The organism is Nocardioides sp. GCM10030259, from assembly GCF_042666375.1.
In the GTDB taxonomy this organism is placed as follows: domain Bacteria; phylum Actinomycetota; class Actinomycetes; order Propionibacteriales; family Nocardioidaceae; genus Nocardioides.
Genome location: NZ_JBHTDF010000003.1, coordinates 178,026 through 201,059, shown reverse-complemented (window position 1 = coordinate 201,059; position 23,034 = coordinate 178,026). Strand labels below are relative to the sequence as shown.

The window sequence follows — 23,034 nt, the reverse complement described above, 5'->3', positions numbered from 1 at the left end:
CGGCCTACCCGCCCTTGACCAGGTCGCCGCAGAGGTACTCGCCCTCGGACACCTGCGACCACGCGCCGTCGTTCAGCTGGATCATCGCTCCGCAGTTCGCGGTCACCTTCGCGCCGACCTGCTGCGGGACGTGCAGCCCGTTGCCGGTCCAATCCTTGACCCCGGCGAGAGAACTGACGAGCGACTCACGGTTGAGCTTGCCGCCGAGGCCGACCGCCTGCTCGACGAAGAGCCGAGCCGCCGACCAGGCGTAGAGCCCGTAGAAGTTGGGGGTCGCCCCCGGCTTCACCTGGTCGAGCCACGAGCGGTAGAGCGCCATCTCCTTGACGTTGAAGTCGTCGAAGAGCTTCGTCGTCGTCCACGAGAAGACGCCGTTGCCCAGCTCGCCCGCCTCCTCGACGAACCGCTGGTCGTAGATCGTGGCGTCCTGGTAGAAGGCGTCCGGCTTGTAGCCCTGCTGCTGCATGGCCTGCAGCAGCTTCACGGTGTTCTGGTAGGGCCCGAGGTAGGCGACCAGCTTGATGCCCTTGTCCTTCAGCTGCTGGACGTAGGGCGCGTAGTTGAACTCCGCGACGTCGATGCCCTGGTAGTAGTCGACCTTCCAGCCGGCAGCGCCGTAGGCGTTGCGCATCAGCTCCGCGTTGACCGCGGCCGCGCCGGCGTTGATGTAGAGGAGCGCGGCGTGCTGGCTGGCGTCGGCGTACTTCTGGATGAACCACTTCGGCATGGCGCCGTTGATGAGCGTCGGGTCGACCGCCTGCGCAGCGAAGCAGGTGGCGCAGTCGCGCCGCTCGGGCGTGGTCGTCGTCGACCGGATGTCGGGGAGCCCGCAGCCCTGAGCCGTCGCGGCACCACCTGAGTCGAAGGCCGACATCGAGCCGACCGCCGCGAACGCCTGCTCGCACGCGGCGGTGTAGCCCTGCTGGTCGGCGCCCGCGTCGGCGCGGCTGTCGAGGAGCTGGACGGCGAGCTTGCGGCCGCAGAGGTCGCCGGTGGAGTTGAAGTACTCGGCGTAGGCGCGCACGGCCTGCTGCGCCGCCTCGAAGATGCCGGGCACGGGGCCGGAGATGTCGGAGATGTTCGCGATGGTGATCGTCGTGTCGGTGATGCCCGGCCCGTTCTGGAAGCCGTCGCAGCTGCCGGCCTCGCCGGCGCCCGCCGCCGCGTTGTCGCCGCTGCCCTGCTTCCCGCCGCCGCCACCCTCGCCGCCGGAGCCGCCCCCCGCGCCTCCGGTCGCGCCGCCGCCCGTCGACGTCGACCCGCCCGTCGTTGCGCCCGACCCGCCGGTGATCGAGCTGCCCGATCCCCCGGTGGTGCCCGGGCCGCCCGTGCTGCCGGGCAGGCCGGTGCCGTCGGGGACACCCGTCCCGGGATCGACCCCGCCGACGCCGCCCGTCGTGCCGCCGACCGCACCTCCGGACCGGGCCACCGTCTCGGGCTCGAGCTGGGATCCGCAGGCGGCGAGCGCCAGGCACACGCCGGCGACCGCGAGCACGCGGGCTGGAAGGACGAGCCTGGCCACGGGGGAACCTCCCGGAATGAGAACGTGTTCCACCCCACAACGAGGGTCGTTCCGAAAGGTGACGCGGCCCACACTCACTCGGGGCTGGGGCCGAGGGACTCCCGCTCGCTCTCGCCGTCCGGGAAGCGCAGCGGGACGTACGAGCCGACCTGGAAGACGCCGTTCGGCTGCAGCGTCACCCACTGGATGCCGGCCGGCCGCCCGTCGCGGTAGGTCACCAGGCTGACGTCGGCGTTGCGCCGCGGCTTGCTGCCGATCGCGATGGCGTACGCCGCGCCGCCGGTGGTGCCGGTCGTGTACGTGTAGCCGGTCTCGCCGTTCTCGCCGTCGACCCGGGTGGGGCCGGTCCGGACGTGCAGGTGCCCGCCGAGCACGAGGTCGACGCAGCCACGGGACAGCGCCTCGCGACCGAGGTTCGCGTCGTGGACCAGCATCGTCGTCAACCGCTCGTCGGCGTCGCAGGCCGCGTCGGCCAGGCGCTGCTCGACCTCGTCGAAGCTCAGCCCGGTCTCGTCGCGCCACGACCCCAGGCCGCTGGAGCGCGGGTCGTCGACGCCGAGCAGGGTGGTGCCGCCCGGTCCGTCGACGACCTCGCCGTCGAGCATCGTCCAGCCCTGGTCGGCGAGGTAGTCGTGCACGAAGGTGCCGTGGTCGTGGTTGCCGGCGACCGCCCAGCGGTCCAGCCCGCTGAACGCCTCGGACACCGAGTCGAGCGAGAACGCCTCCCAGCCCTTGCCGTTCGACGTGTCGTCGCCCCCGTCGTAGACGGCGGTCGCCCCGGCACGGTCCGAGATCGCCCGCGCCACGACGTCCATGCCGATGTTGTCGTGCCGATCGGAGACGAAGGCGACCACCGTGTCGCCCTCGCGTGGCTCGCGCAGGTCGAGCTCGGCCGCGTCCTCGGCCGCCTGTGCGTAGAAGACCTTGCTCTTCTCGTAGGTCTCGATCGCGCTGTCGATGAGCCGCCGGGTCTGGGTGGTGGTGACGTCGCCGCGCACCTCGACGTCCTCGAGGCCGTCGGGGACCGGCACCTGGGGACCGAGGAAGTCCTCGAGCGCCACCCACGTGAGGTCCTCGTCGGGAGCCGCGTCGTCGGTCCACGGCTGCACGAGGCACGCGCCCAGCACGACGGTCGCGCCGGCCACGATCGCCAGCTGTGGCAGGTGCACGCGGGCGGCGAGCTCGTGGCGCCGCCGCGCGCCGACGAGCACCCAGACGCCCACCGGCACCAAGCCGAGCACGGCCCCGCGCAGCGCGGCGTCGAGCAGCATGTCCTCGAGCGCGCCCGCGACCTGGGCGACCTGGCCGTCGGGCTGGCTGGCGATGTAGGCGTAGCGGCGCACCAGCTCGTCGGTCGACGTGGCGTCGGTCTTGTCCAGCCGGATGTCGACGCCGACCACGCCGGTGCCGGCGATGCGTACGTCGGGGATCACCGGCCCGGTGAGGAGCACGGCGTCGCCGGAGAGGTTGGGGCGCACGACCGCGTCGTGGCTGGCGACCTCGACCGGCCGGCTGCCCGTGAAGAACAGCGCGGCGGTGATCGCGAACGCACAGACGAACCAGACCCCGACGTAGGCCAGGATCCGGAGCGGTCGTCGCACGATCGCCCGCACGATCAGCGGCGCGCCTCCGCGATGGCGTAGAGCGCCACCGAGGCGGCGACACCCGCGTTGAGTGACTCGAGCTGGTTGGCCATCGGGATGGACACGAGCTGGTCGCACGTCTCGGCGACCAGGCGGGACAGCCCGTCGCCCTCCGACCCGACCACGACGACCAGCGGACCGTCGGCCAGGTCGAGGTCGGGCAGGCTGACGTCGCCGTCCGCGGCCAGGCCGACGACCATGCAGCCGGCGTCCTGGTAGCTCTTGAGCTGCCGGGTCAGGTTGACCGTCTGCGCGACCGGGATGCGCGCGGCGGCGCCGGCGCTGGTCTTCCAGGCGGCGGCGGTCATGCCGGCCGAGCGTCGCTCGGGGATCACGACGCCGTGCGCGCCGAAGCCGGCCGCGCTGCGGATGATCGCGCCGAGGTTGCGCGGGTCGGTGACGTGGTCGACCGCGACGATGAGCGGCTTCTCGGCGTTCACCGCAGCCGCGTCGAGCAGGTCGTCGGCGTGGGCGTACTCGTACGCCGGGATCCGCGCGGCCAGGCCCTGGTGCACGCCGCCACCGACCATCCGGTCCATCTCGGACTTCGTGACCTCGAGCAGCTTGATGCCCTTGTCCGCCGCGAGCTGGAACGCCTCGCGCAGGCGGCCGTCGCGCTCGGCACCCTCGGCGACGTACAGCGCGTTGACCGGGACGCCCTCGCGCAGCGACTCGACGACCGGGTTGCGGCCGATGATCCACTCGGCGTCGCTCGACGTGCGTCGCTTCGGCTTGGTCGCGGCGGCCTTCTCGGCACGCTTCGCGACCTTGTGGGCCTTGTGGTACTCACGGTCCTTCGCCTTCGGCGTCGGGCCCTTGCCCTCGAGCCCACGGCGCACTCGGCCGCCCGACCCGGCGGTCGGGTTGCCCTTGCCGGTCTTCTTGATCGCGCCCTTGCGCTGTGAATTGCCAGCCACGTCAGTGTCCTTTTCGGTGGTTGAGGAAGGCGCTCCGCGCCTGTCTCGAAACCCCTGCCACTAGCTGAGGCTCCACTTCGGTCCGTCGGGGGTGTCCTCGACCTCGATGCCGGCCGCCTTGATCCGGTCGCGGATCGCGTCGGCGGTGGCGAAGTCCTTGTCGGCGCGGGCCTGCGCGCGCTGCTCGAGCAGCCCGGCCACCAGCGCGTCGACCGCGTCGGTGAGCCGCTGGTCGTCGCCGCCGGCACCCCAGGCGGGGTCGGCGGGGTGGAGGCCGAGCACGTCGAGCATCGCCAGCACCTGCGCGGCGAACGGCTTCGGGTCGTCCGCCTTGTTTCCCTCACGCACCGTGTCGTAGAGCACCGCGACCGCGGCGGGGGTGCCGAGGTCGTCGTCCATCGCGGCGACGAAGGCGTCCGGCAGCTCGCCGGCCCCGACCGTGCCCGCGCGCTCGAGGAAGCCCTCGATGCGCCGGAAGCCGACCGCTGCCTCGTCGAGCGCCTCGAAGGAGAACTCGACGTGGCTGCGGTAGTGCGCCGAGACGACGTAGTACCGCAGCTCGATGCCGCGGTAGTTCTCGAGCACGGCCGGGATCGTCAGCGAGTTGCCGAGCGACTTGCTCATCTTCTCGCCGGCGGTGGTGATCCAGGCGTTGTGCATCCAGTAGGACGCGAACGGGTGGCCGGCCGCGCGCGACTGGGCCTGCTCGTTCTCGTGGTGCGGGAAGCGCAGGTCGACGCCGCCGCCGTGGATGTCGAACGCCGAGCCGAGGTACTTGCCCGCCATCGCCGAGCACTCGATGTGCCAGCCCGGCCGGCCGCGGCCCCACGGGCTCGGCCACGACGCCGTCTCCGGCTCGGACTCCTTGCGACCCTTCCAGAGCGCGAAGTCACGGGGGTCGCGCTTGCCGCGCGGGTCGGCGTCGCCGGCCGCCTCCATGTCGTCGATCCTCTGGTGGGTGAGCTCGCCGTACTGCGGCCACGAGCGGACGTCGAAGTAGACGTCGCCCGAGCCGTCCTCGGCGGCGTACGCGTGCCCCTTCGCGATGATCTCCTCGATCAGCTCGATCATCTCGGGGACGTGGCCGGTGGCGGCGGGCTCGTACGTCGGCGGCGCGACGTTGAGCGCGGCGTACGCCCTGTCGAGCTCGCGCTTCATGTCGTAGGCGAGGTTGTACCAGGGGCGACCCTGCGCCTCGGCCTTGCTGAGGATCTTGTCGTCGATGTCGGTGACGTTGCGGATGAACGTCACCTCGTAGCCGGAGCGGCGCAGCCAGCGCTGCAGCACGTCGAAGTTGACGGCCGAGCGCACGTGACCGACGTGCGGCTCCGACTGGACCGTGAGACCGCAGACGTAGAGACCCGCCTTCCCCTCCTCGAGGGGAACGAAGTCACGGACTTCGCGGGTCGCGGTGTCGTACAGCCTGAAGGTCACGTGCCGAGTCTAGAGTTTGTGGGTGCGCCGCCTGACATCCGCGATCGCCGCCGTGGTCGCCCTCACGCCCTTCCTCGCCGCCACGCCCGCCTCGGCCGCGCCGGCCCGGCAGATCACCTACACGCAGTGGGACTCCCCTGCCCGCCTGCGCGCCCTGCCCGCGGGCGTCGACCTCCGCTCGTGGAGGTCGCCGTGGACGAGCCCCGGGTTCGCGCTGACCCGGCTGATCGCGTCGTGGGACGCGTTCACCCCGGGCGACAGCCGGGTGCGCGTCGACGTGCGCGGACGCTCGGGCTCGACGACGTCGAGCTGGGACACCTTGGCGGTCTGGTCGCAGGGCGACCGCTTCTTCAAGCGGACGTCGCGGGGCGAGCAGTCCGACGACCTCGGCTCGGTCAGCGTCGACACGTGGGTCGTGCCCGCCGGCGTCACGTCGTACCAGCTCCGGGTCACGCTGGCCCGGCGCGCCGGGCAGAAGGCGTCACCCCGGCTCGACTCGGTCGGCGCGGTGGCCTCGCGACTGCCCGCCGTCTCGTCGGTGAAGACGTCTCGCCCCGGTGTGGCACGCGGGGTGGTGCTCGACGTGCCGGCGTACTCCCAGATGATCCACCGCGGCCACTCCCCGGAGTACGGCGCGGGCGGCGAGGCGTGGTGCTCGCCCACGTCGACGTCGATGGTCCTGGGCTACTACGGCGCGCTGCCGGCGGCCAAGGCGTACTCCTGGGTGGGCGAGGGGCACCCCGACCCGTGGGTCGACCACACCGCGCGGATGACCTACGACTACGCCTACGACGGCACCGGCAACTGGCCCTTCAACACGGCGTACGCCGCGACGCGCGTCGACCGCGCGTTCGTCACGCGGCTGCGGTCGCTCAGGGAGGCCGAGATCCTCGTCAAGGCCGGGATCCCGGTGGTGGCGTCGATCGCGTTCGGGCGGGGCGAGCTCACCGGGGCGCCGATCTCGGCATCGAACGGCCACCTGCTGGTGATCGTCGGGTTCACCGACACCGGCGACGTGGTGGTCAACGACCCCGCGGCGCGCACCGATGCCGAGGTGCGGCGCACCTACGACCGCGGCGAGCTCGAGAACGCCTGGCTCACCACCTCCGGCGGCACCGCCTATGTCATCGCGGACGCCGCCCACCCACTGCCGCCGAGCCCGCGCGGGAACTGGTAACGGAGACGCGCCAGCGGATCCGTTGACGGTGGTCGTTTCGACAGGCTCAACGCAAGGAGCGTGTCGAGGCCCGGCGGGCAGCGGGACCACGGCAAGCAGCGGGACCACGGCGACCTTACGTGCCGTAGCCGCCGTCGACGTCCAGCTTCTGCCCGGACACGAACCCCGCCCGGTCCGACGCCAGGAAGCAGACGGCCTCGGCGATGTCGTGCGCGGTGCCGAAGCGGCGCAGCGGGATGTTGCGGCGGGTGACGGCGAGCGCCTCCTCCGACAGCTCGCCGGAACCGATGAGCCTGGCGGCCATGCCGTCGGTGAGCATGCCGGGCCCGACGGAGTTGACGCGGACGCCGTACCGCCCCTCCTCGGACGCGAGCGCGCGCACCATCGCCTCGACGGCGGCCTTCGGCGCCGACGAGAGGCCGTCGCGCACGGGGAAGCGGGTCGTGGCCGCGGTCGTCACCGCCACGATCGAGCCCTCGGTCGCGCGCAGGTGCGGCAGCGCCGGCTGCGCGACGGCGAAGAAGCCGGCCGCGTCCGCCGAGAGCTGCCCGGCCATCGCGCCGGGATCGACGGTCGACAGGTGGGTCATCGGCACGTGCGGGCCCGCGGCGTACACCAGCGTGTGCAGGCCGCCGTGCGCCTCCGCGGCCTCCGCCACGAGCCGGGCGGCGTCCTCGGCTGCGGTCGGCGCCGCGAGGTCGAGGGGGTACGCCGACGCGTGGACACCCCACTCGCGCGCCGCGTCCACCACCTTGGCGCCGGCCTCGGGCCGCGACCGGTAGGTCACGGCCACGTGCGACCCCCGGCTCGCCAGCATCCGCGTGATCGCGACGCCCAGGCCACCGCTGCCGCCGACCACCAGGGCGGCACCCGCCCGGTCGCTGAACTCACCCATCCACCGTCTCCTTCGCCTCGAACGTGATCGTGTGCCACCCGGTCGCGCCGTCGGGCACCGTGTCCTGGACCTCCCCCGTCTGCACCTCGCCGTCGGCGTCGTGCGCACGCACCGCGAGGGTGTGCTCCCCGGGCTCGACGTCGAGCGTCGCGGCCCACTGCACCCAGGTGTCGACCGTCGGCACCCGGCCGAGCTCGGCGCGCTGCCAGGGCCCGTCGTCGACCGAGACCTCGACCGCGGAGATGCCCGTGTGCTGCGCCCACGCGACACCGCCGACCCGGCCGCCGGCGGCCACGAGGTCGCCGCCGTCACCGGGTACGTCGATGCGCGACGACATCTTCACGGGGCCCTCCTCGGCCCAGCCGCGCTGGGTCCAGTAGGCCTCGATGTCGGCGAACCTGGTCACCTTCATCTCCACCACCCACTTGCACGCCGAGACGTAGCCGTAGAGGCCGGGCACGATCGTGCGCACCGGGAAGCCGTGGTCGATCGGCAGCGGCCGGCCGTTCATCGCGACGGCGAGCATCGCGTTGCGGTCGTCGGTCAGCGCGGCGAGCGGGGTGCCGCAGTTCCAGCCGTCGTCGGAGACCTGCAGCACCGCGTCGGCACCGGCATGGACGCCGGCCTCGGCGAGCAGGTCGGCCACGCGGACCCCGCTCCACCACGCGTTGCCGATCAGGTCGCCGCCGACCTGGTTGGAGACGCAGTTCAGCGTCACCCAGGCCTGGGTGACGCGGCGCGCGATCAGCTCGCGGTAGGTCAGCACGAGCTCGCGGTCGACCATGCCGTGGATGCGCAGCTGCCAGTTGTCCGGGTCGATCGTCGGCACCACGAACGCCGTGTCGATCCGGTAGAAGTCGTCCGCCGGGGTCATCCAGGGCGTGACCTCCTCGACGCCGACCCGCACCCCGATCGGCAGCCGCGGCTCGGTGACGCCCGGCAGCCGCAGCAGGCGGCGCGCCTCCTCGACGTGCCGGCGGCCGGTGCCGACGGCTCGGCCGATCACGCCCGCGACGGCCGCACCCGCGACGATGACCCCCGCGCGGATGAGGAACGTACGACGCGTGTGGTCCGCCGACTCGGCCTCGGGCGGCGGCTCGGTCTCCGGGGCGGCGACCGCCCGATCGTGGCGACGCAGCGGCTCCGTCAGCAGCGACAGGCAGACCAGCCACGTCGCGAACCCGACCGCGATGGGCAGCAGGTCGATGGTGCCGGCGCCGCGCTGGGCCGAGACGGCGACACCGCCGACCACGGCGAGCGCGGCGTACACGATCACCGGCGCCCACCACGACCGCCGGGCGAGCAGGCCGGCCCACGCGAACGCGATGCCCGACAGCAGCAGGATCATCAGCAGCAGGAAGGGCTTGTCCCAGTGCCCGAGGATCCGGATGGCGCGCTCGACCACCGGCCCCGGCGTCAGCCGGGTGACGCCCTCGGCGACGGCCGTGACCGGTGCCTCGCGCGTGGTCAGTGCCATCGCGAGGCAATAGCTCACCGCCAGGCCGGCGAACCCGGCCACCAGCCCGGCGACGAACCAGCTGCCGCGGGACGTCCTCACCGGAGTCATTCTTGCTCAGGCATGATCTGGACGTGCAGCAACTCCCACGGGTCGGCATCGGCACCGACGTCCACCGCCTCGTCGACGGCGTCCCACTCCACCTCGCCGGCCTCGCGTGGCCCGACGAGCCGCAGGGCCTCGACGGCCACTCCGACGCCGACGTCGCCGCCCACGCGGCGTGCGACGCGCTGCTCTCGGCCGCGGCGCTCGGCGACCTCGGCTCCAACTTCGGTACGTCGGAGCCGGAGTGGGCCGGCGCCTCGGGCGCCGCACTGCTGAGCGAGAGCGCCGCCCGGGTCCGCGCCGCGGGCTTCGAGATCGGGAACGTCGCCATCCAGGTGATCGGCAACCGGCCGCGCCTGGGCCCGCGCCGCGCCGAGGCCGAGGCCGCGCTCGCCGCGGCCGTCGGGGCTCCCGTCAGCGTCTCGGCCACGACCACCGACGGGCTCGGCCTCACCGGCCGCGGCGAGGGGGTCGCGGCGATCGCCACCGCGATCGTCTGGGCCGCCTGACAGCTGTAACGGGGTGTTGTGGCATCTACAGGCCCGTTGTGACGGGCCGGCAGATGCTCTAACACCCCGTTACAGCCGGCTGCCGACCTGCACCACCCCGTCGACGACCCGCACGTCGTACGCCGGAACCGCGACGTGGTGGTCCTCGAGGCAGCGGCCGGTGCGCAGGTCGAAGGCGTGCTTGTGCAGCGGCGACGCCACGAAGGGCACGCCGTCCCGGACCCCGACGATGCCCTTCGCGATCACGGACGCCCGCGCGAACGGGTCGTGGTTGCCGAGGGCGTAGACCCGGTCGTCCTGGGTCCGGAAGATCGCGATCGCCTGCCCGTGCACCAGCGCCGTCGCGCCGCGCTCGACCTCGAGCTCGGCGACCCGGCAGACGGGCTGCCACTCGGCCGCACGCTGGTCCGTCGCAGGCGTCATCTGGGTGCCTTTCCGAGTGCCCCTTCCTGTGGCTCGAACGTAGGACCGGTGCGTCAAGCCGCTGTTTCGCCGTGTAACGGCCGTGAAAACACTCCCTCTCGGACGTCCGTAGACTCCCCGCGTGCCCGCCGCCGTCGTGATCCTCGCCGCCGGGGTCGGTGCCCGCGTCGGCGCGGGCTCCAACAAGGTGCTGCTGCCGCTCGGCGACCGCCCGGTGCTGGCGTGGTCGGTGCAGGCCGCGCTGGCGCTCGACGACGTACGCCGCGTCCTCGTGGTGGTCCGCGCCGGCGAGATGGACGACGTGGCCGCGGCCCTGGAGCCGCACCTGGGCGCCGGCGAGATCGGCCTGGTCGAGGGCGGCGCCACCCGGCACGCCTCTGAGTGGGCGGCCCTGCAGGCCCTCGCCCCCGAGATCGAGGCCGGAGGGCTCGACGTCGTCGCGATCCACGACGGAGCCCGGCCGCTGGCCGGCCGCGACCTCTTCGCCGCCACCATCGCGGCGGCCCGCGAGCACGGCGGCGCGATCCCGGGCGTCCGGCTCAGCGGCCTGCTCCCGCTCGACGGCCGCGAGCTGCCGGCCGAGCTCGACGGCGTGCAGACGCCGCAGGCGTTCCGGGCGCGCGACCTGGTGACGGCGTACGCCGCCGCCGCGGCCGACGCGTTCGAGGGCACCGACACCGCCGCGTGCTGGTCGCGCTACACCGACCTGCCGGTCGTCCGGGTGCCGAGCAGTCCCGCCAACCTGAAGGTCACGTTCGCCGAGGACCTCGACGTCGCGACCGCGCTGCTCACCGGGCGGTGAGGGCCTCCAGCAGGCGGATGTCGTCCTCGGTCGCCACGCGGCGGGCCGCGGGCGGTGCGTCGACGAGCTCGAGCGGATAGCGCCGGCGCAGGTCGGCGACCAGCGCGGTGAAGTCCGTCGTCGGCAGCCCGTCGAGCGCCGCGACGATGCCTGGAGGCAGCACGATGGGTGACACCACGCAGACCAGTCCGTCGCGGTCGACGGTCTCGCCGACCAGGCCGCCGTCGACGACCTTGACGGTGTCGGTGACCGGGCGCACCCCGACCACCACGCACTGGCGGTCCACGGCGCGCGCGACGCAGTCGGCGACGAAAGCCGGCGGCGTCATCGGGCACAGCGGGTCGTGCAGCACGAACGGCTCCCCGGACTCGACGAGCGCCGCCCACGGCGTACCCGCGTCGACCGGCGTCACGCCCGCCTCGCCCAGGGCCCAGGCCGCCGCGGCGACGAGCGCCTCACCGTGGACCAGTGCGTACGGCAGGTGCCCCCGGCCCTCGTCGACCACCGTCCCGAGCGCCGGCTCGGTCTCCTCGTCCACGCACCGACCCTAGACGCAGCAAGGCCCCCGGCGAACCGGGGGCCTTGCCAGCAGATTGCCGAGACTCAGGAAGCGAGCACCTCGTCGAGGAGGGCCTCGGCCTTGTCCTCGTTGGTGTGCTCCGCGAGCGCGAGCTCGGAGACGAGGATCTGGCGGGCCTTCGCCAGCATCCGCTTCTCGCCGGCCGAGAGGCCGCGGTCACGCTCACGGCGCCACAGGTCGCGGACGACCTCGGACACCTTCATCACGTCGCCGCTGTGCAGCTTCTCGAGGTTCGCCTTGTACCGCCGCGACCAGTTGGTCGGCTCCTCGACGTGGGCCGCCCGCAGGATGTCGAAGACCCGGTCGAGCCCGTCCTTGTCGACGACGTCACGCACGCCGACGAGGTCGAGGTTGCACGCCGGCACGCGGACCACGAGGTCCTGCTGTGCGACGATGCGGAGTACGAGGTACTGCCTGTCCTCTCCCTTGATGGTGCGTGTTTCGATGTCTTCGATGACCGCAGCCCCGTGATTTGGGTAAACAACCGTTTCGCCGACGGTGAAAGTCATATGTCAGGTACCCCTTCCTAGATGAAGATTCTAACACGGCTCCGGGTGGACTCCCGGATCGTTTGCGCAGGTCAGGGGCACAATGCGGGCTTGACAGAATCGTAGTTGGTGTGGTGGCGCACCCCACTCGGGCGGCCGTCGCGACACTCGTGGGGCCGAACAGGCATAGCCGGGAGCCCGCTGGTCGATACTGCGTGGTATGCCGCCCACCCTGCACCGACGGAGGAACGAGCCCGCCGTCACGGAGGCGTCCGACCCGGAAGCCGCGGACGACGCGCCGCGGCCGTCGCGCCGCCGCGAGCGCCGCCGCACGACGCTCGCCCACACGACTCCCGTGCTGCTGCTCCGCGCCGCCCATCCCCGGGTCGGCGCCCTCACCGCGGGCGGCCTCGCTATCGCGGCCGCGATCGCCGGGCGACCCGGCCGCGAGGTCGGCCTGGTGTTCGTGACGGCGCTCGTCGGCCAGACCCTGCTGGGCTGGTTCAACGACCTCGTCGACCAGCGCCGCGACGCGCGCCGGCTGCCGAGCGGCAAGCCGATGGCCGACGGCTACCTCGACCCCGGCACCACCTGGTTCCTGTTCGTCTGCGGCCTGCTGGTGCTGGTACCGCTGGCGATCACCAACGGCGTGATCGCCGGCTGCGCCTACCTGGGCGCGGTCGCGATCGGCCTGCTCGGCAACGTCGTGCTGCGGACGGGCTGGTTCTCGTGGGTGACGTGGGCGGCGTCGTACGCGCTGCTCCCGGCGTTCCTTTCGTACGGCGGGTGGGGCGGCCAGGCCGAGGGCAGCCCGCCCGAGGTCGCGATCGTCGTGGTCGCCGCCCTGCTCGGCGTCGGGGTCCACGTGCTGTGCGCGCTGCCGGGCCTGGTCGCGGACCACGAGGACGGCTACCGGCACCTGCCGTTGCGCATCGCGCTGCGGATCGGCGCGACCCGCCTGCTCGTGCTCGCGCTGATCTGGACCGGGCTCGCCCTCATCGGCCTCCTCGTGGTCGGCGATGCGGTCGGGCTCAGCCGCTGACCCTGCTCCCCGCGAAACCGCGCGCGATGGATAGGGTGTGGCTGCACGCCACCTGCCCACACGTGAAGGCCCTGAAGATGCAGCTTCGCCGTTCCGCTCGCCTGCTCACCGCCGCCGGAGCGCTCGTGCTCGCCGCGACGGCGCTGACCTCCTGCGGCTTCAACTATGCGACCGACCGCGTCTACACCCCGGGTGCCGGCACCAACGACCGCGACACCGACGTCGACGTGCTCTCCGCGGTGGTCGTGAGCGCCGAGGACGGCTCCGGGACCCTGGTCGCGACGTTCTCCAACAACCTCGAGGACGAGGCGGTGACCGTCGACTCGATCGAGGGCGAGGGCCTGACGTTCGGCGACTTCTCCCCGATCGAGGTCGAGCCCGGCGGCTACGTCAACCTCGCCGAGGAGGAGACGCCGATCACCGTCGAGGGCGACTTCGAGCAGGGCGACTTCCTGTCGATGTCGTTCACCTTCGGCGACGGCAGCACCGCGACGATGGACGTCCCGTCGGTCTCCGACTGCTTCGAGTACGCCGGCCTCGACTCGACTGCCGAGACCGGCACGCCCGAGGACGAGTGCGTGGCCGAGGCGCCCGAGACCGAGCACTGACCGCTTCGAGGGAGGCGCGATGACCTACCAGCTCGTCCTGCTCCGCCACGGCGAGAGCGAGTGGAACGCCAAGAACCTCTTCACCGGGTGGGTCGACGTCCCGCTCAACGACAAGGGCTACGCCGAGGGCATCCGGGCCGGTGAGCTGATCCGCGACGCCGGCCTCGAGCCCGACGTCCTGCACACCTCGCTGCTGCGCCGGGCGATCAACACCGCCAACCTCGCGCTCGACATCGCCGACCGGCACTGGATCCCGGTGCGCCGGTCCTGGCGGCTCAACGAGCGCCACTACGGCGCGCTCCAGGGCAAGAACAAGAAGGAGACCCTCGAGGCGTACGGCGAGGAGCAGTTCATGCTGTGGCGCCGCTCCTTCGACGTACCCCCGCCGCCCCTCGACGACGACAGCGAGTGGTCCCAGGTCGGGCACGCCCAGTACGCCGACCTCAGCGACGACGAGATGCCGCGCTCGGAGTGCCTCAAGGACGTCATCGTCCGGTTCCTGCCCTACTGGGAGTCCGCGATCGTCCCCGACCTGCGGGCCGGCAAGACGGTGCTCGTCGCCGCCCACGGCAACAGCCTGCGCGCGCTGGTGAAGCACCTGGACGGCATCAGCGACGAGGACATCGCCGGCCTCAACATCCCCACCGGCATGCCGCTGGTCTACGAGCTCGACGAGGCGCTCCAGCCCGCCGTCCGCGGCGGTCGCTACCTCGACCCCGACGCCGCCGCCGAGGCCGCTGCGGCCGTCGCCAACCAGGGCCGCTGAACCGGTAAATAGGGATAGTCCGTCACGTTCTGGCCGTCCGAACCGCGGATCGGGCGACCAGATCGTGACGGACTATCGCGAAGGCGGCACTGGCCTCAGCCGTCCACCGAGGCCGGGTTCTCGCCGGTGACGACGAAGACCACCCGGTTGGCGACGGAGACGGCGTGGTCGGCGATCCGCTCGTAGTAGCGGCCGAGCAGGGCGACGTCGACCGCGGCCTCGACACCGTGTGACCAGTCGGCCGAGAGCAGCTCGGCGAAGCTGGCCCGGCGGAGCTGGTCCATCTCGTCGTCGGCGTGGACGAGCGCGAGCGCGTCCTCGACGTTGCGGTCGGTGATGATCTTGGAGACCCGGCCGACCATGTCCTCGGCGACCGCCGCCATCCGCTCGATGATCGGGCTGACGTCGTGCGGCACGGCGAGGTTGGGCACCCGGAGGCGGGCGATCTTGGCGACGTGCACCGACAGGTCGCCCATCCGCTCGAGCTCACTGACCATGCGCAGCGCGGCGACGACCGTCCGGAGGTCGCTCGCGACCGGCTGCTGGAGCGTCAGGAGCAGGAACGCCGAGTCCTCGACCCGCTCGGTCGCGCGGTCGATCTCGACGTCCGCGCTGATGACCCGCTCGGCCGTCTCCGCGTCGCCGCTCAGCAGCGCCTGGGTCGCCACGCGCACGGCTGTCTCGACGTTGCTGCAGATGGTCGCCAGGTCTTGGAACATGCCGTCGAGCTGTTCGTGGAAGGCCTCTCGCATGGGGCCGAGCCTAGGCAGGCAAGGTGCGCTTCGGGGGACATGCCGTGAACGGCGGATGAAATTCCGGCAGCCGAGCCCGCCTCCCGGCCAACCCCGGGTGAATGCACTCGTACGATTCACAGTGTGGATGCGACGACGCAGGCGTTCCTCGCCGCGCTCATCGGCGCCGTCGTCGCCGGCGGCGCCGTGCTCGCGTGGCACGTCAGCGACCGGCAGCAGCACCCTGCACAGGCCGTCTCCGACGAGCCCGTGGTGCCCGCCGGGGTCGCGACCGTCCTCTCCGTGCTGCGCAGCAGCGCCGTCGTCGTCGACGACAACGACACCGTGCTGAAGGCGTCGGCGCCGGCGTACTCCATGGGCCTGGTGCGCGGCCAGCAGCTGGTGTCGGCGGACCTCGCAGCGATGGTCCAGCAGGTACGCCGCGACGGGCAGATCCGCGAGACCGAGCTGGTGATGGCGCGGCCCGGCTCGCCCTCCCGGCACGTCACGGCACGCGTCGCGCCGCTCGGCGCCCGGGTGGTGCTGGCGCTGGTCGAGGACCGCACCCGCGAGCGCCGGGTCGAGGCGGTCCGCCGCGACTTCGTCGCCAACGTCAGCCACGAGCTGAAGACGCCGGTCGGCGCGATCCGCCTGCTCGCGGAGGCCGTGCACGACGCGGCCGACGAGCCCGAGGCGGTACGCCGCTTCTCGGCCCGGATGCTCACGGAGAGCGACCGGCTCTCGCGCCTGGTCCAGCAGGTCATCGAGCTGTCGCGGCTCCAGGGCGACGACCCGCTCGACGGCCCGGAGCCGGTGCCGATCGACGAGGTGATCCGCGTGGCGGTCGACACCAGCGCGATCGACGCCGCGTCGAAGCAGATCTCCGTCGTGACCAGCGGCCCGCAGGACCTCCACGTGCTCGGCAACCACGAGCAGGTGACCGCCGCCGTCGCGAACCTCGTCGCCAACGCGGTGTCGTACTCCGAGCCCGGATCCACCGTGCTCGTCTCCACCAAGCTGGACGAGCCCAACCTCTCGATCTCCGTCGTCGACCAGGGCATCGGCATCCCGCCCGACGAGATCGACCGGATCTTCGAGCGGTTCTACCGGGTCGACCCGGCCCGGCACCGTTCCACCGGTGGCACCGGCCTCGGCCTGTCCATCGTCAAGCACGTGGCCGCGTCGCACGGAGGGGACGTCCACGTGTGGTCAGTCGAGGGCCAGGGGTCGACGTTCACCCTGACCCTCCCCCGTTACAGCCCCGTGAGGGAGAGCCAGGAGGCAGGCCGGTGACCCGGGTACTCGTCGTGGAGGATGAAGAGAGCTACAGCGAGGCCCTCGCCTACATGCTCCGGAAGGAAGGGTTCGAGGTCGCGATCGCGGCCGACGGCAACGCCGCGCTGGCGGAGTTCGACCGCAACGGCGCCGACATCGTGCTGCTCGACCTGATGCTGCCGGGGATCCCGGGCACCGAGGTGTGCCGCCAGATCCGGCAGAGCTCGAGCGTGCCGGTGATCATGGTCAGCGCGAAGGACGACGAGGTCGACAAGGTCGTCGGGCTCGAGCTCGGCGCCGACGACTACGTCACGAAGCCGTACTCCCCGCGCGAGCTCGTCGCGCGGATCCGCGCGGTGCTGCGGCGCGGCCAGGAGCCCGACGCCGCACCGGCGACGCTCGAGGCGGGGCCGGTCCGCATGGACGTCGAGCGCCACGTCGTCACCGTCGACGGCGCCGCCCAGCGGCTGCCGCTCAAGGAGTTCGAGCTCCTCGAGATGTTCCTGCGCAACCCCGGCCGGGTGCTCACCCGCGGCCAGCTGATCGACCGCGTGTGGGGCTCCGACTACGTCGGCGACACCAAGACCCTCGACGTCCACGTGAAGCGGCTGCGCGCGAAGATCGAGCCCGACCCGAGCGTGCCGAAGTACCTCGTCACGGTCCGCGGCCTGGGCTACAAGCTCGACATCTGACACCTGCCGGCGAACGTGGCAGCACATCGCGCAACGACGTCCGTAATCCGCGTGTCGACTGTCGGTGGTCGTCCCTAGAGTGAGGCCGTGACGAGCACGACTACCTCCACGACACATCAGCCGAGTACCTCGCCGGCGGCATGGCTGCCGCTGGCGGCGGTCGGGGTGACGCTGGTGTTCTGGGCGTCGGCCTTCGTGGCGATCCGGCACCTCGGGCACGACTTCTCACCCGGTGCGCTCTCGCTCGGCCGGCTGCTGGTGGGCGCCGTCTGCCTGGGAGTGGTCGCGGTCGGCTTCCAGCGAGGTCGCGGGCTCCCGCGACCGACCGGCCGGCAGTGGGTCTCGATCGTCACGATCGGCGTGCTGTGGTTCGGCGTCTACAACGTCGCGCTCAACGCGGGCGAGCGTCGCGTCGACGCGGGCACCGCGGCGATGCTGATCCAGATCTCTCCGGTCCTGATCGCCGTGCTCGCGTCCATCTTCCTCAACGAGCGCTTCACGGCGTACCTCGCGGGCGGACTGGCGCTCGCGTTCGCCGGCGTCGGGCTGATCAGCCTCTCGACGACCCAGTCATCAGCACAGGGCAGCAACCACGACGTGCTCGGCGTCGCGCTGTGCCTGCTGTCGGCGCTGGTCTACTCGGTCAGCCTGATCCTCCAGAAGCCGCTCGTGGCCAGGCTCCCCGCCATCCACGTCACTTGGCTCGCGTGCACGGTCGGCGCGGTCGTGTGCCTGCCGTTCCTCGGGCAGCTCATCGACCAGGCGCAGGACGCGCCGGTCTCGTCGACCCTCTGGCTGGTCTACCTCGGCGTCTTCCCGACGGCCATCGCGTTCACCACCTACGCCTACGCCCTGCGCCACATGACCGCCAGCAACCTGGGCGTCACCACCTACCTGGTCCCGCCGATCACCATCGTGATGGGCCTGGTCTTCCTCGACGAGGCGCCGCCGTCCATGGCGTACGTCGGAGGCGCGCTCGCCCTCGTCGGCGTCGCCGTCGCCCGGGGCAAGCCGCGCACGGTCGCCGAGGAGCCCTGCCCTCCGGCGTGACCGAGGTCTGACGAGTTCTGAGGCTCACGCCTCGGGGTCGTCACCGGCCTCGAGCCAGCCGCGGAACGCCTCGAGGTTCTGCGTCGGCTCACCGCGCAGCTTGCGCCACTCCCACTCCTTGCGGATCGAGGAGGCGAACCCGAGCTCGAGGATCGTGTTGAACGACTCGTCCGCGTAGGTCAGCACCGAGCCGAGCAGCCGGTCGAGCTCCTCGGGCGTGACGGCCACGAGCGGCAGGCGTCCGTCGAGGTAGATGTCGCCGAGCCGGTCGACCGCGAACGCGACGCCGTACATCCGCAGGTTGCGCTCGAGCAGCCAGCGGTAGACGCGCTCGTGGTTCTCGTCGGGCTTGCGGCAGACGAAGGCGTGCACCCCGAGCGCGTGCGACCCGACGTCGAGGCGGACGGCCGTCTGGAGCTTGCGCTCGCCGGGCAGCGCGAACGAGAAGACGCCGTCGGCGACCTCGTCGTACTCCACCTCGGCGGAGGCGAGGTGGTCGCGGACCACCTGCGCGGGGTCGGTCATGACACCGTCTCGCGGAGGTCGGCGCGGGCGCGGTGGTAGACCTCCAGCGTCCGCTCGGCGGTGCGCTCCCAGGAGAAGCGACGGGCCTGCTCGAGCGCTCCGGCCTCGAGCCGCAGCCGCAGGTCGGTGTCGGTCACGATGCGACGGAGCGCGGTCGCCCAGTCGCGCGGGTCGTGGGAGTCGACGAGCAGGCCGCTGCGGCCGTCGCGCACGACGGTGGACAGGCCGCCCACCGCGGCCGCCACGACCGGGGTGCCGGTGGCCTGGGCCTCGGCGGCCACCAGCCCGAAGGACTCGTTGTACGACGGGACCGCGACCAGCGTCGCCGCCGAGCACCAGCGCGCCAGGTCGGCCTGGGCGACGGGCGGGACGAACCGCACCACGTCGTCGAGCCGGAGCTCGGCGGAGAGCTGCGCGAGCGACTCCGGGTGCTCCAGGCCGCTCCCGGACGGGCCGCCCACGATCGGGACGACGAGCCGCGAGCGCAGGTCGGGCTGCTGCGCGAGCAGCTCCGCGACCGCGCGCAGCAGCACGTCGGGGGCCTTGAGCGGCTGGATCCGGCCGGCGAACATCAGCACGGTGGCGTCGGGCGCGAGGCCCAGCCCCGCGCGGACCTCGGCCTTGTCGTGCGGCCGGAACACGTCGAGGTCGACGCCGGGGTGGACGACCTCGACGCGCGCGGGCTCGGCGTCGTACAGGTTGATCAGCTGCTTGGCCTCGATGTCGGTGTTGGCGATGAGCATGTCGGCGGCACCGACCACCTGCTCCTCGCCGATGATGCGGGCCGCGGGCTCGGGGGTGTCGCCCTCGGCGAGCGCGTCGTTCTTGACCTTGGCCATCGTGTGCATCGAGTGCACGAGCGGCACGCCCCACCGGTCGCGGGCGAGCGCGCCGACCTGGCCGGAGAGCCAGTAGTGGGAGTGCACGGCGTCGTAGTGCCCGAGCGGCTGCGCGGCCTCGGCGCGCAGCACCTCGCGGGCGAAGACGCACAGCTGGCCGGGCAGCTCGGCCTTGGTCAGGCCCTCGAACGGGCCGGCGTGGATGTGCCGCACCGAGACGCCGTCGTCGGCGTCGACGACCGGGTCGAGCGCCGAGCTCGTGGCCCGGGTGAAGATGTCGACCTCGATGCCCTGGCCGGCGAGCCGGCGGGCCAGCTCGATCACGTAGACGTTCATGCCGCCCGCGTCACCGGTGCCCGGCTGGTCGAGCGGGGAGGTGTGCAGGCTGATCATCGCCACACGCCGGATCGGCTCCACAAGCACCTCAGTCATCTGTCACGGCCCGTCGACACGCGACAACAACGTACCCACGGCCTTGATTCCCAGCTGCGGTCCGGTCAGCGGGCGTGCGCTCCGCGACGGTGGCTGGACGGCTCGTTCTCGCGCCTCGGCCGGCGGCTGAGCACGGCGACGGCGATGACGGCGGCGGCCGCCCCGACCACCGCGTGGACGAGGCCCTCGTCGGCGCCGTCGGCGATCAGCTGGACCACCGACCAGACGAGCACGGCGAAGCACACCCCGACGATCGTGCGCAGCCACGTCGTGGTGCGGGTCACGAGGCTGCCCCCGGCCGCCGCAGCGGCCACGAGGAGGAGGACCAGGCCGGCGACGTCGATGACGTCGGCGAGCGTGGGACGGTCGGCCTGCTCCAGCAGGAACGCCGCGATCCATGCGAGTCCGCCGACGAGCCCCGCGAGGGGGGCGAGGATGCGCACCGGTCATTCTCCTTCCGGCCGTCGACCCGGGACGACGACTTGTCAGCATCCCTCGGCTGAACGCCGGTGAAACGTGTTCTCGTCGGGGATCCCCGAGAATGATGACATGACCTCCCCCACGACCACGTCACGGTCCGCCGTCGTCACCGGTGCCAGCAGCGGCATCGGTGCCGCCACCGCCCGCCAGCTCGCCGCCGCCGGCTACCACGTCTACTGCGCCGCGCGACGCCTGGACCGGATCGAGGCCCTGGCCGCGGAGATCGGCGGTACGCCGGTGGCGTGCGACGTGACGAGCGAGGAGTCCGTCGCGCACCTGGCGACCGTGGTCGGCGACCGGCTCGACGTACTCGTCAACAACGCCGGCGGGGCGTTCGGGGCGGCCTCGGTCGCCGAGGCGGACAGCGAGGACTGGCGGCGGATGTACGAGGTCAACGTGATCGGGCTGATGCAGGTCACCCGCGCGCTGCTGCCCGCGCTGGTCGCCAGCGGCGCCGGCGCGATCCTCAACGTCGGCTCGACCGCGGGCCGGATCGCGTACGAGGGCGGCGCGGGCTACACCGCGGCCAAGCACGGCACCCAGGTCGTCACGGAGACGCTGCGGCTCGAGCTGTGGGACCAGCCGGTGCGGGTCATGGAGATCGCGCCCGGGATGGTCAAGACGGACGAGTTCGCGCTGGTGCGCTTCGACGGCAACCGCGAGCAGGCGGACGCGGTGTACGCCGGCGTCGCGGAGCCGCTCACCGCCGAGGACATCGCCGATGCGATCACGTGGATGGTCACCCGCCCGCCGCACGTGAACGTCGACGAGCTCGTGATTCGCCCGCGTGCGCAGGCGGCCCATCACAAGGTCCACCGGGCCTGACAGCAGGCCCCGTTTGCGATCAGTCGCGCCAGCGGGCGCCAGGCGGGTCGGTGCGGGGCGGGTCGAGGACGAGGTCGGCGAGGCGGCGCAGGTCCGAGGTGAGGTGCTGCTCGGGGACGGTGGCGCAGTCGCCGCAGAGGTCGAAGTCGTAGACGAAGCGGTCGGGCTGGGGTGGTCCCCCGGCGACGGCGGCGAGGTCGACGCGGTCGACGAGGGCGGCGACCTCCGGGCCGCGCGGGTCGTCGCCGTCGAGGTCGACCTCGCCGGCGGTCCGGAGGCCCGCGAAGCCGCCGGTACGCCGTACGGCGACCCGCCGCGACGACCCCGGCGGGCGAGGGACAGCGGGCGCCGGGGCGGACGACGACGGTGTGACACCGACCGCCTCCCAGGCCGACCCGACGGCGTCGGCCGACGTCCCGGCGGCGGCGATCATGGCCGCGGCGAAGCCCGCGAACTCGGTGTCCGGACCGATCGCGCCGCCGGTGAGCGCGGCGTACCAGATCCGCCCGGCGCCCTCCCACGCCGCGCCGCCGATCGCGAGGGCGGCGAGGTGGAAGGCGCGGTTGGGGATGCCGGAGTTGATGTGGACGCCGCCGTTGTCGTCGGTGGTCGAGACGAAGTCGTCCATCGACCCGACCTGCGGGTCACGGCCCAGCACCGGGTCGTCGTACGCCGTGCCGGGGGCCGCCATGTCACGCAGCGCCCGCGCCTGCACGCCGGGCAGGAAGAGACCCTCGCCGATCAGCCAGTCGGCGCCATCGGCGGTCTGGCCGAGCAGCCGCTGCTTGAGGCAGGAGGCGAAGACATCGGACACGGACTCGTTGAGCGCCCCGGGCTGGTCGCGGTAGACCAGCCCCGCGCTGTACTCGGTCACCGCGTGGGTGAACTCGTGGCCGAGCACGTCGACCGGCCTCGTGAACCGCTCGAAGACCCGCCCGTCGCCGTCGCCGAAGACGAGCTGGACGCCGTCCCAGAATGCGTTGTCGTAGTCCTGGCCGTAGTGCACGGTCAGGCTGACGGGCGCGCCGGCACCGTCGTACGACGAGCGCCCGTAGACCTCAGCGAACAGCGCGAGCGCCCCGACGATCCCGTCGGCGGCCTCGTCGACCGCGACGTCGCCCGTCGGCCGGTCGCCTGCGGACCGCACCGCGCGGCCCGGCAGGTCGGTGGTGCTGTCGGCGGTGTGGACGGTCCACGCCGGGGCTGCCACCGGGAGCACCGGGCTCCGCGCCGGCACCGGCACACCGCGCCCTGCACGCAGCGCCTCGTCGACCGCGAGGCTCGACGGGGCGACCCGCGCGAGCAGGTACGGCGGGACGAAATGGCACCTCACTGCGGCGCCCGGTCGGGCGGGAAGCCACCGGTCGCCACCGGGCCCCAGCCGTCGACGGTGATGCGGATGAGCGACTTGCCCTGGCTGCGCATCGCCTGGCGGTACTCGTCCCAGTCCGGGTGCTCGCCGGCGATGCACCGGAAGTACTCCACCAGCCCGTCCTCGGCCTCCTGCGCCGGCATGTCCAGCACCTCGGCGGTGCCGTCGACCTGCACCCAGGCGTCGTCCCACTCGTCGGAGAGCACGAGCACGGCGGCCGCGGGCCGCTTGCGGAGGTTGTTGGCCTTGGCCCGGTCGGGGTAGGTCGAGATGACGATCCGGCCTGCCTCGTCGACCCCGCCGGTGACCGGCGAGACCTGCGGCCGGCCGTCGGCCCGGGTCGTGATCAGGACCAGGTGGTGCCGGGTTCGCACGAAGTCGAGGAGCTGATCGCGGTCGACCCGGTCGGCGGTGGCGATGCGAGGCATGCCGTCACGGTACGCCGG

At 72.6% G+C, this 23,034-nt stretch carries 25 protein-coding genes; 10 read left to right on the top strand and 15 right to left on the bottom strand.

Translation table 11 applies throughout. The features are described from left to right. Window positions 1-4 precede the first annotated feature (4 nt). The 4 genes from ACFQQI_RS03640 to cysS all read right to left on the bottom strand — a co-directional run bounded on the left by ACFQQI_RS03640 (window position 5) and on the right by cysS (window position 5,516). Complete coding sequence (locus ACFQQI_RS03640) at window positions 5-1,522, bottom strand: ABC transporter substrate-binding protein (protein ID WP_378558067.1); 1,518 nt, start codon at window positions 1,520-1,522, stop codon at window positions 5-7. Between the two features lie 74 nt (window positions 1,523-1,596). Continuing rightward, window positions 1,597-3,123: a metallophosphoesterase gene (locus ACFQQI_RS03635; RefSeq protein ID WP_378558064.1), complete on the bottom strand. Its 1,527-nt coding sequence runs from the start codon at window positions 3,121-3,123 to the stop codon at window positions 1,597-1,599. A 14-nt stretch (window positions 3,124-3,137) separates the two neighbouring features. Then, the gene (rlmB, locus tag ACFQQI_RS03630) at window positions 3,138-4,082 is read right to left on the bottom strand and encodes a 23S rRNA (guanosine(2251)-2'-O)-methyltransferase RlmB (protein ID WP_378558061.1); all 945 of its coding nucleotides are present in this window, start codon (window positions 4,080-4,082) and stop codon (window positions 3,138-3,140) included. Between the two features lie 60 nt (window positions 4,083-4,142). Beyond that, a complete protein-coding gene (gene cysS / locus ACFQQI_RS03625) occupies window positions 4,143-5,516 on the bottom strand; it encodes a cysteine--tRNA ligase (RefSeq protein ID WP_378558058.1) in 1,374 nt (457 codons plus the stop codon). A gap of 22 nt (window positions 5,517-5,538) precedes the next feature. On the opposite strand from cysS, the gene ACFQQI_RS03620 reads away from it, so the two are divergent. Beyond that, a complete protein-coding gene (locus ACFQQI_RS03620; RefSeq protein WP_378558055.1) occupies window positions 5,539-6,693 on the top strand; it encodes a C39 family peptidase in 1,155 nt (384 codons plus the stop codon). 115 nt (window positions 6,694-6,808) lie between these two features. Here the strand turns inward: ACFQQI_RS03620 and ACFQQI_RS03615 are convergent, their stop codons facing one another. Then, window positions 6,809-7,588, bottom strand: coding sequence for an SDR family NAD(P)-dependent oxidoreductase (locus tag ACFQQI_RS03615; protein WP_378558052.1), 780 nt, complete (start codon window positions 7,586-7,588; stop codon window positions 6,809-6,811). After that, the gene (locus ACFQQI_RS03610; protein ID WP_378558049.1) at window positions 7,581-9,155 is read right to left on the bottom strand and encodes a molybdopterin-dependent oxidoreductase; all 1,575 of its coding nucleotides are present in this window, start codon (window positions 9,153-9,155) and stop codon (window positions 7,581-7,583) included. The genes ACFQQI_RS03615 and ACFQQI_RS03610 overlap by 8 nt, the downstream gene beginning before the upstream one ends. Window positions 9,156-9,178: 23 nt before the next feature. On the opposite strand from ACFQQI_RS03610, the gene ispF reads away from it, so the two are divergent. Then, the gene (gene ispF, locus ACFQQI_RS03605) at window positions 9,179-9,658 is read left to right on the top strand and encodes a 2-C-methyl-D-erythritol 2,4-cyclodiphosphate synthase (RefSeq protein ID WP_378558046.1); all 480 of its coding nucleotides are present in this window, start codon (window positions 9,179-9,181) and stop codon (window positions 9,656-9,658) included. A 69-nt stretch (window positions 9,659-9,727) separates the two neighbouring features. Here the strand turns inward: ispF and nirD are convergent, their stop codons facing one another. After that, window positions 9,728-10,081, bottom strand: a complete 354-nt coding sequence (gene nirD / locus ACFQQI_RS03600; RefSeq protein ID WP_378558043.1) for a nitrite reductase small subunit NirD — start codon at window positions 10,079-10,081, stop codon at window positions 9,728-9,730. Window positions 10,082-10,202: 121 nt separating this feature from the next. Here nirD and ACFQQI_RS03595 point away from each other — a divergent pair, with 121 nt between their 5' ends. Next, window positions 10,203-10,883, top strand: a complete 681-nt coding sequence (locus ACFQQI_RS03595; RefSeq protein ID WP_378558040.1) for a 2-C-methyl-D-erythritol 4-phosphate cytidylyltransferase — start codon at window positions 10,203-10,205, stop codon at window positions 10,881-10,883. Here ACFQQI_RS03595 and ACFQQI_RS03590 read toward each other — a convergent pair. Beyond that, window positions 10,870-11,421, bottom strand: a complete 552-nt coding sequence (locus tag ACFQQI_RS03590) for a 2-C-methyl-D-erythritol 4-phosphate cytidylyltransferase (protein ID WP_378558037.1) — start codon at window positions 11,419-11,421, stop codon at window positions 10,870-10,872. The two genes, ACFQQI_RS03595 and ACFQQI_RS03590, sit on opposite strands and share 14 nt — an antisense overlap. A 65-nt stretch (window positions 11,422-11,486) precedes the next feature. After that, the gene (locus ACFQQI_RS03585) at window positions 11,487-11,972 is read right to left on the bottom strand and encodes a CarD family transcriptional regulator (protein WP_275746066.1); all 486 of its coding nucleotides are present in this window, start codon (window positions 11,970-11,972) and stop codon (window positions 11,487-11,489) included. A 199-nt stretch (window positions 11,973-12,171) separates the two neighbouring features. Here ACFQQI_RS03585 and ACFQQI_RS03580 point away from each other — a divergent pair, with 199 nt between their 5' ends. From ACFQQI_RS03580 to ACFQQI_RS03570, 3 genes are all read left to right on the top strand, one after another. Further along, window positions 12,172-12,993 carry a hypothetical protein gene (locus ACFQQI_RS03580; protein ID WP_378558033.1) on the top strand — a complete coding sequence of 274 codons (822 nt, stop codon included), beginning with the start codon at window positions 12,172-12,174 and terminating at the stop codon, window positions 12,991-12,993. A gap of 77 nt (window positions 12,994-13,070) precedes the next feature. Continuing rightward, window positions 13,071-13,601 carry a hypothetical protein gene (locus tag ACFQQI_RS03575; protein WP_378558030.1) on the top strand — a complete coding sequence of 177 codons (531 nt, stop codon included), beginning with the start codon at window positions 13,071-13,073 and terminating at the stop codon, window positions 13,599-13,601. Window positions 13,602-13,620: 19 nt separating this feature from the next. Further along, complete coding sequence (locus ACFQQI_RS03570) at window positions 13,621-14,367, top strand: phosphoglyceromutase (RefSeq protein ID WP_378558027.1); 747 nt, start codon at window positions 13,621-13,623, stop codon at window positions 14,365-14,367. Between the two features lie 95 nt (window positions 14,368-14,462). Here ACFQQI_RS03570 and phoU read toward each other — a convergent pair whose 3' ends face one another. After that, window positions 14,463-15,119 carry a phosphate signaling complex protein PhoU gene (phoU, locus tag ACFQQI_RS03565; RefSeq protein WP_378558024.1) on the bottom strand — a complete coding sequence of 219 codons (657 nt, stop codon included), beginning with the start codon at window positions 15,117-15,119 and terminating at the stop codon, window positions 14,463-14,465. A 123-nt stretch (window positions 15,120-15,242) separates the two neighbouring features. Here phoU and ACFQQI_RS03560 point away from each other — a divergent pair, with 123 nt between their 5' ends. From ACFQQI_RS03560 to ACFQQI_RS03550, 3 genes are all read left to right on the top strand, one after another. Further along, the gene (locus ACFQQI_RS03560; RefSeq protein WP_378558021.1) at window positions 15,243-16,391 is read left to right on the top strand and encodes a sensor histidine kinase; all 1,149 of its coding nucleotides are present in this window, start codon (window positions 15,243-15,245) and stop codon (window positions 16,389-16,391) included. After that, complete coding sequence (locus ACFQQI_RS03555; protein WP_378558018.1) at window positions 16,388-17,065, top strand: response regulator; 678 nt, start codon at window positions 16,388-16,390, stop codon at window positions 17,063-17,065. Before ACFQQI_RS03560 ends, ACFQQI_RS03555 begins: the two co-directional genes overlap by 4 nt. Window positions 17,066-17,152: 87 nt before the next feature. Next, on the top strand, window positions 17,153-18,115 hold the full coding sequence (locus tag ACFQQI_RS03550) for a DMT family transporter (protein WP_378558015.1): 963 nt from the start codon (window positions 17,153-17,155) through the stop codon (window positions 18,113-18,115). 24 nt (window positions 18,116-18,139) lie between these two features. Here the strand turns inward: ACFQQI_RS03550 and ACFQQI_RS03545 are convergent, their stop codons facing one another. The 3 genes from ACFQQI_RS03545 to ACFQQI_RS03535 form a co-directional block, all read right to left on the bottom strand. Continuing rightward, on the bottom strand, window positions 18,140-18,640 hold the full coding sequence (locus ACFQQI_RS03545) for a YbjN domain-containing protein (RefSeq protein WP_378558012.1): 501 nt from the start codon (window positions 18,638-18,640) through the stop codon (window positions 18,140-18,142). After that, on the bottom strand, window positions 18,637-19,911 hold the full coding sequence (gene mshA, locus ACFQQI_RS03540) for a D-inositol-3-phosphate glycosyltransferase (RefSeq protein ID WP_378558009.1): 1,275 nt from the start codon (window positions 19,909-19,911) through the stop codon (window positions 18,637-18,639). Before mshA ends, ACFQQI_RS03545 begins: the two co-directional genes overlap by 4 nt. 65 nt (window positions 19,912-19,976) lie before the next feature. Next, the gene (locus ACFQQI_RS03535) at window positions 19,977-20,354 is read right to left on the bottom strand and encodes a hypothetical protein (protein WP_378558006.1); all 378 of its coding nucleotides are present in this window, start codon (window positions 20,352-20,354) and stop codon (window positions 19,977-19,979) included. Between the two features lie 106 nt (window positions 20,355-20,460). On the opposite strand from ACFQQI_RS03535, the gene ACFQQI_RS03530 reads away from it, so the two are divergent. Then, window positions 20,461-21,216 carry an SDR family NAD(P)-dependent oxidoreductase gene (locus ACFQQI_RS03530; RefSeq protein WP_378558003.1) on the top strand — a complete coding sequence of 252 codons (756 nt, stop codon included), beginning with the start codon at window positions 20,461-20,463 and terminating at the stop codon, window positions 21,214-21,216. Between the two features lie 19 nt (window positions 21,217-21,235). Here ACFQQI_RS03530 and ACFQQI_RS03525 read toward each other — a convergent pair whose 3' ends face one another. After that, a complete protein-coding gene (locus ACFQQI_RS03525; protein WP_378558000.1) occupies window positions 21,236-22,549 on the bottom strand; it encodes a protealysin inhibitor emfourin in 1,314 nt (437 codons plus the stop codon). Further along, window positions 22,546-23,016, bottom strand: coding sequence for a PPOX class F420-dependent oxidoreductase (locus ACFQQI_RS03520; protein WP_378557997.1), 471 nt, complete (start codon window positions 23,014-23,016; stop codon window positions 22,546-22,548). The genes ACFQQI_RS03525 and ACFQQI_RS03520 overlap by 4 nt, the downstream gene beginning before the upstream one ends. Window positions 23,017-23,034: the final 18 nt, after the last annotated feature.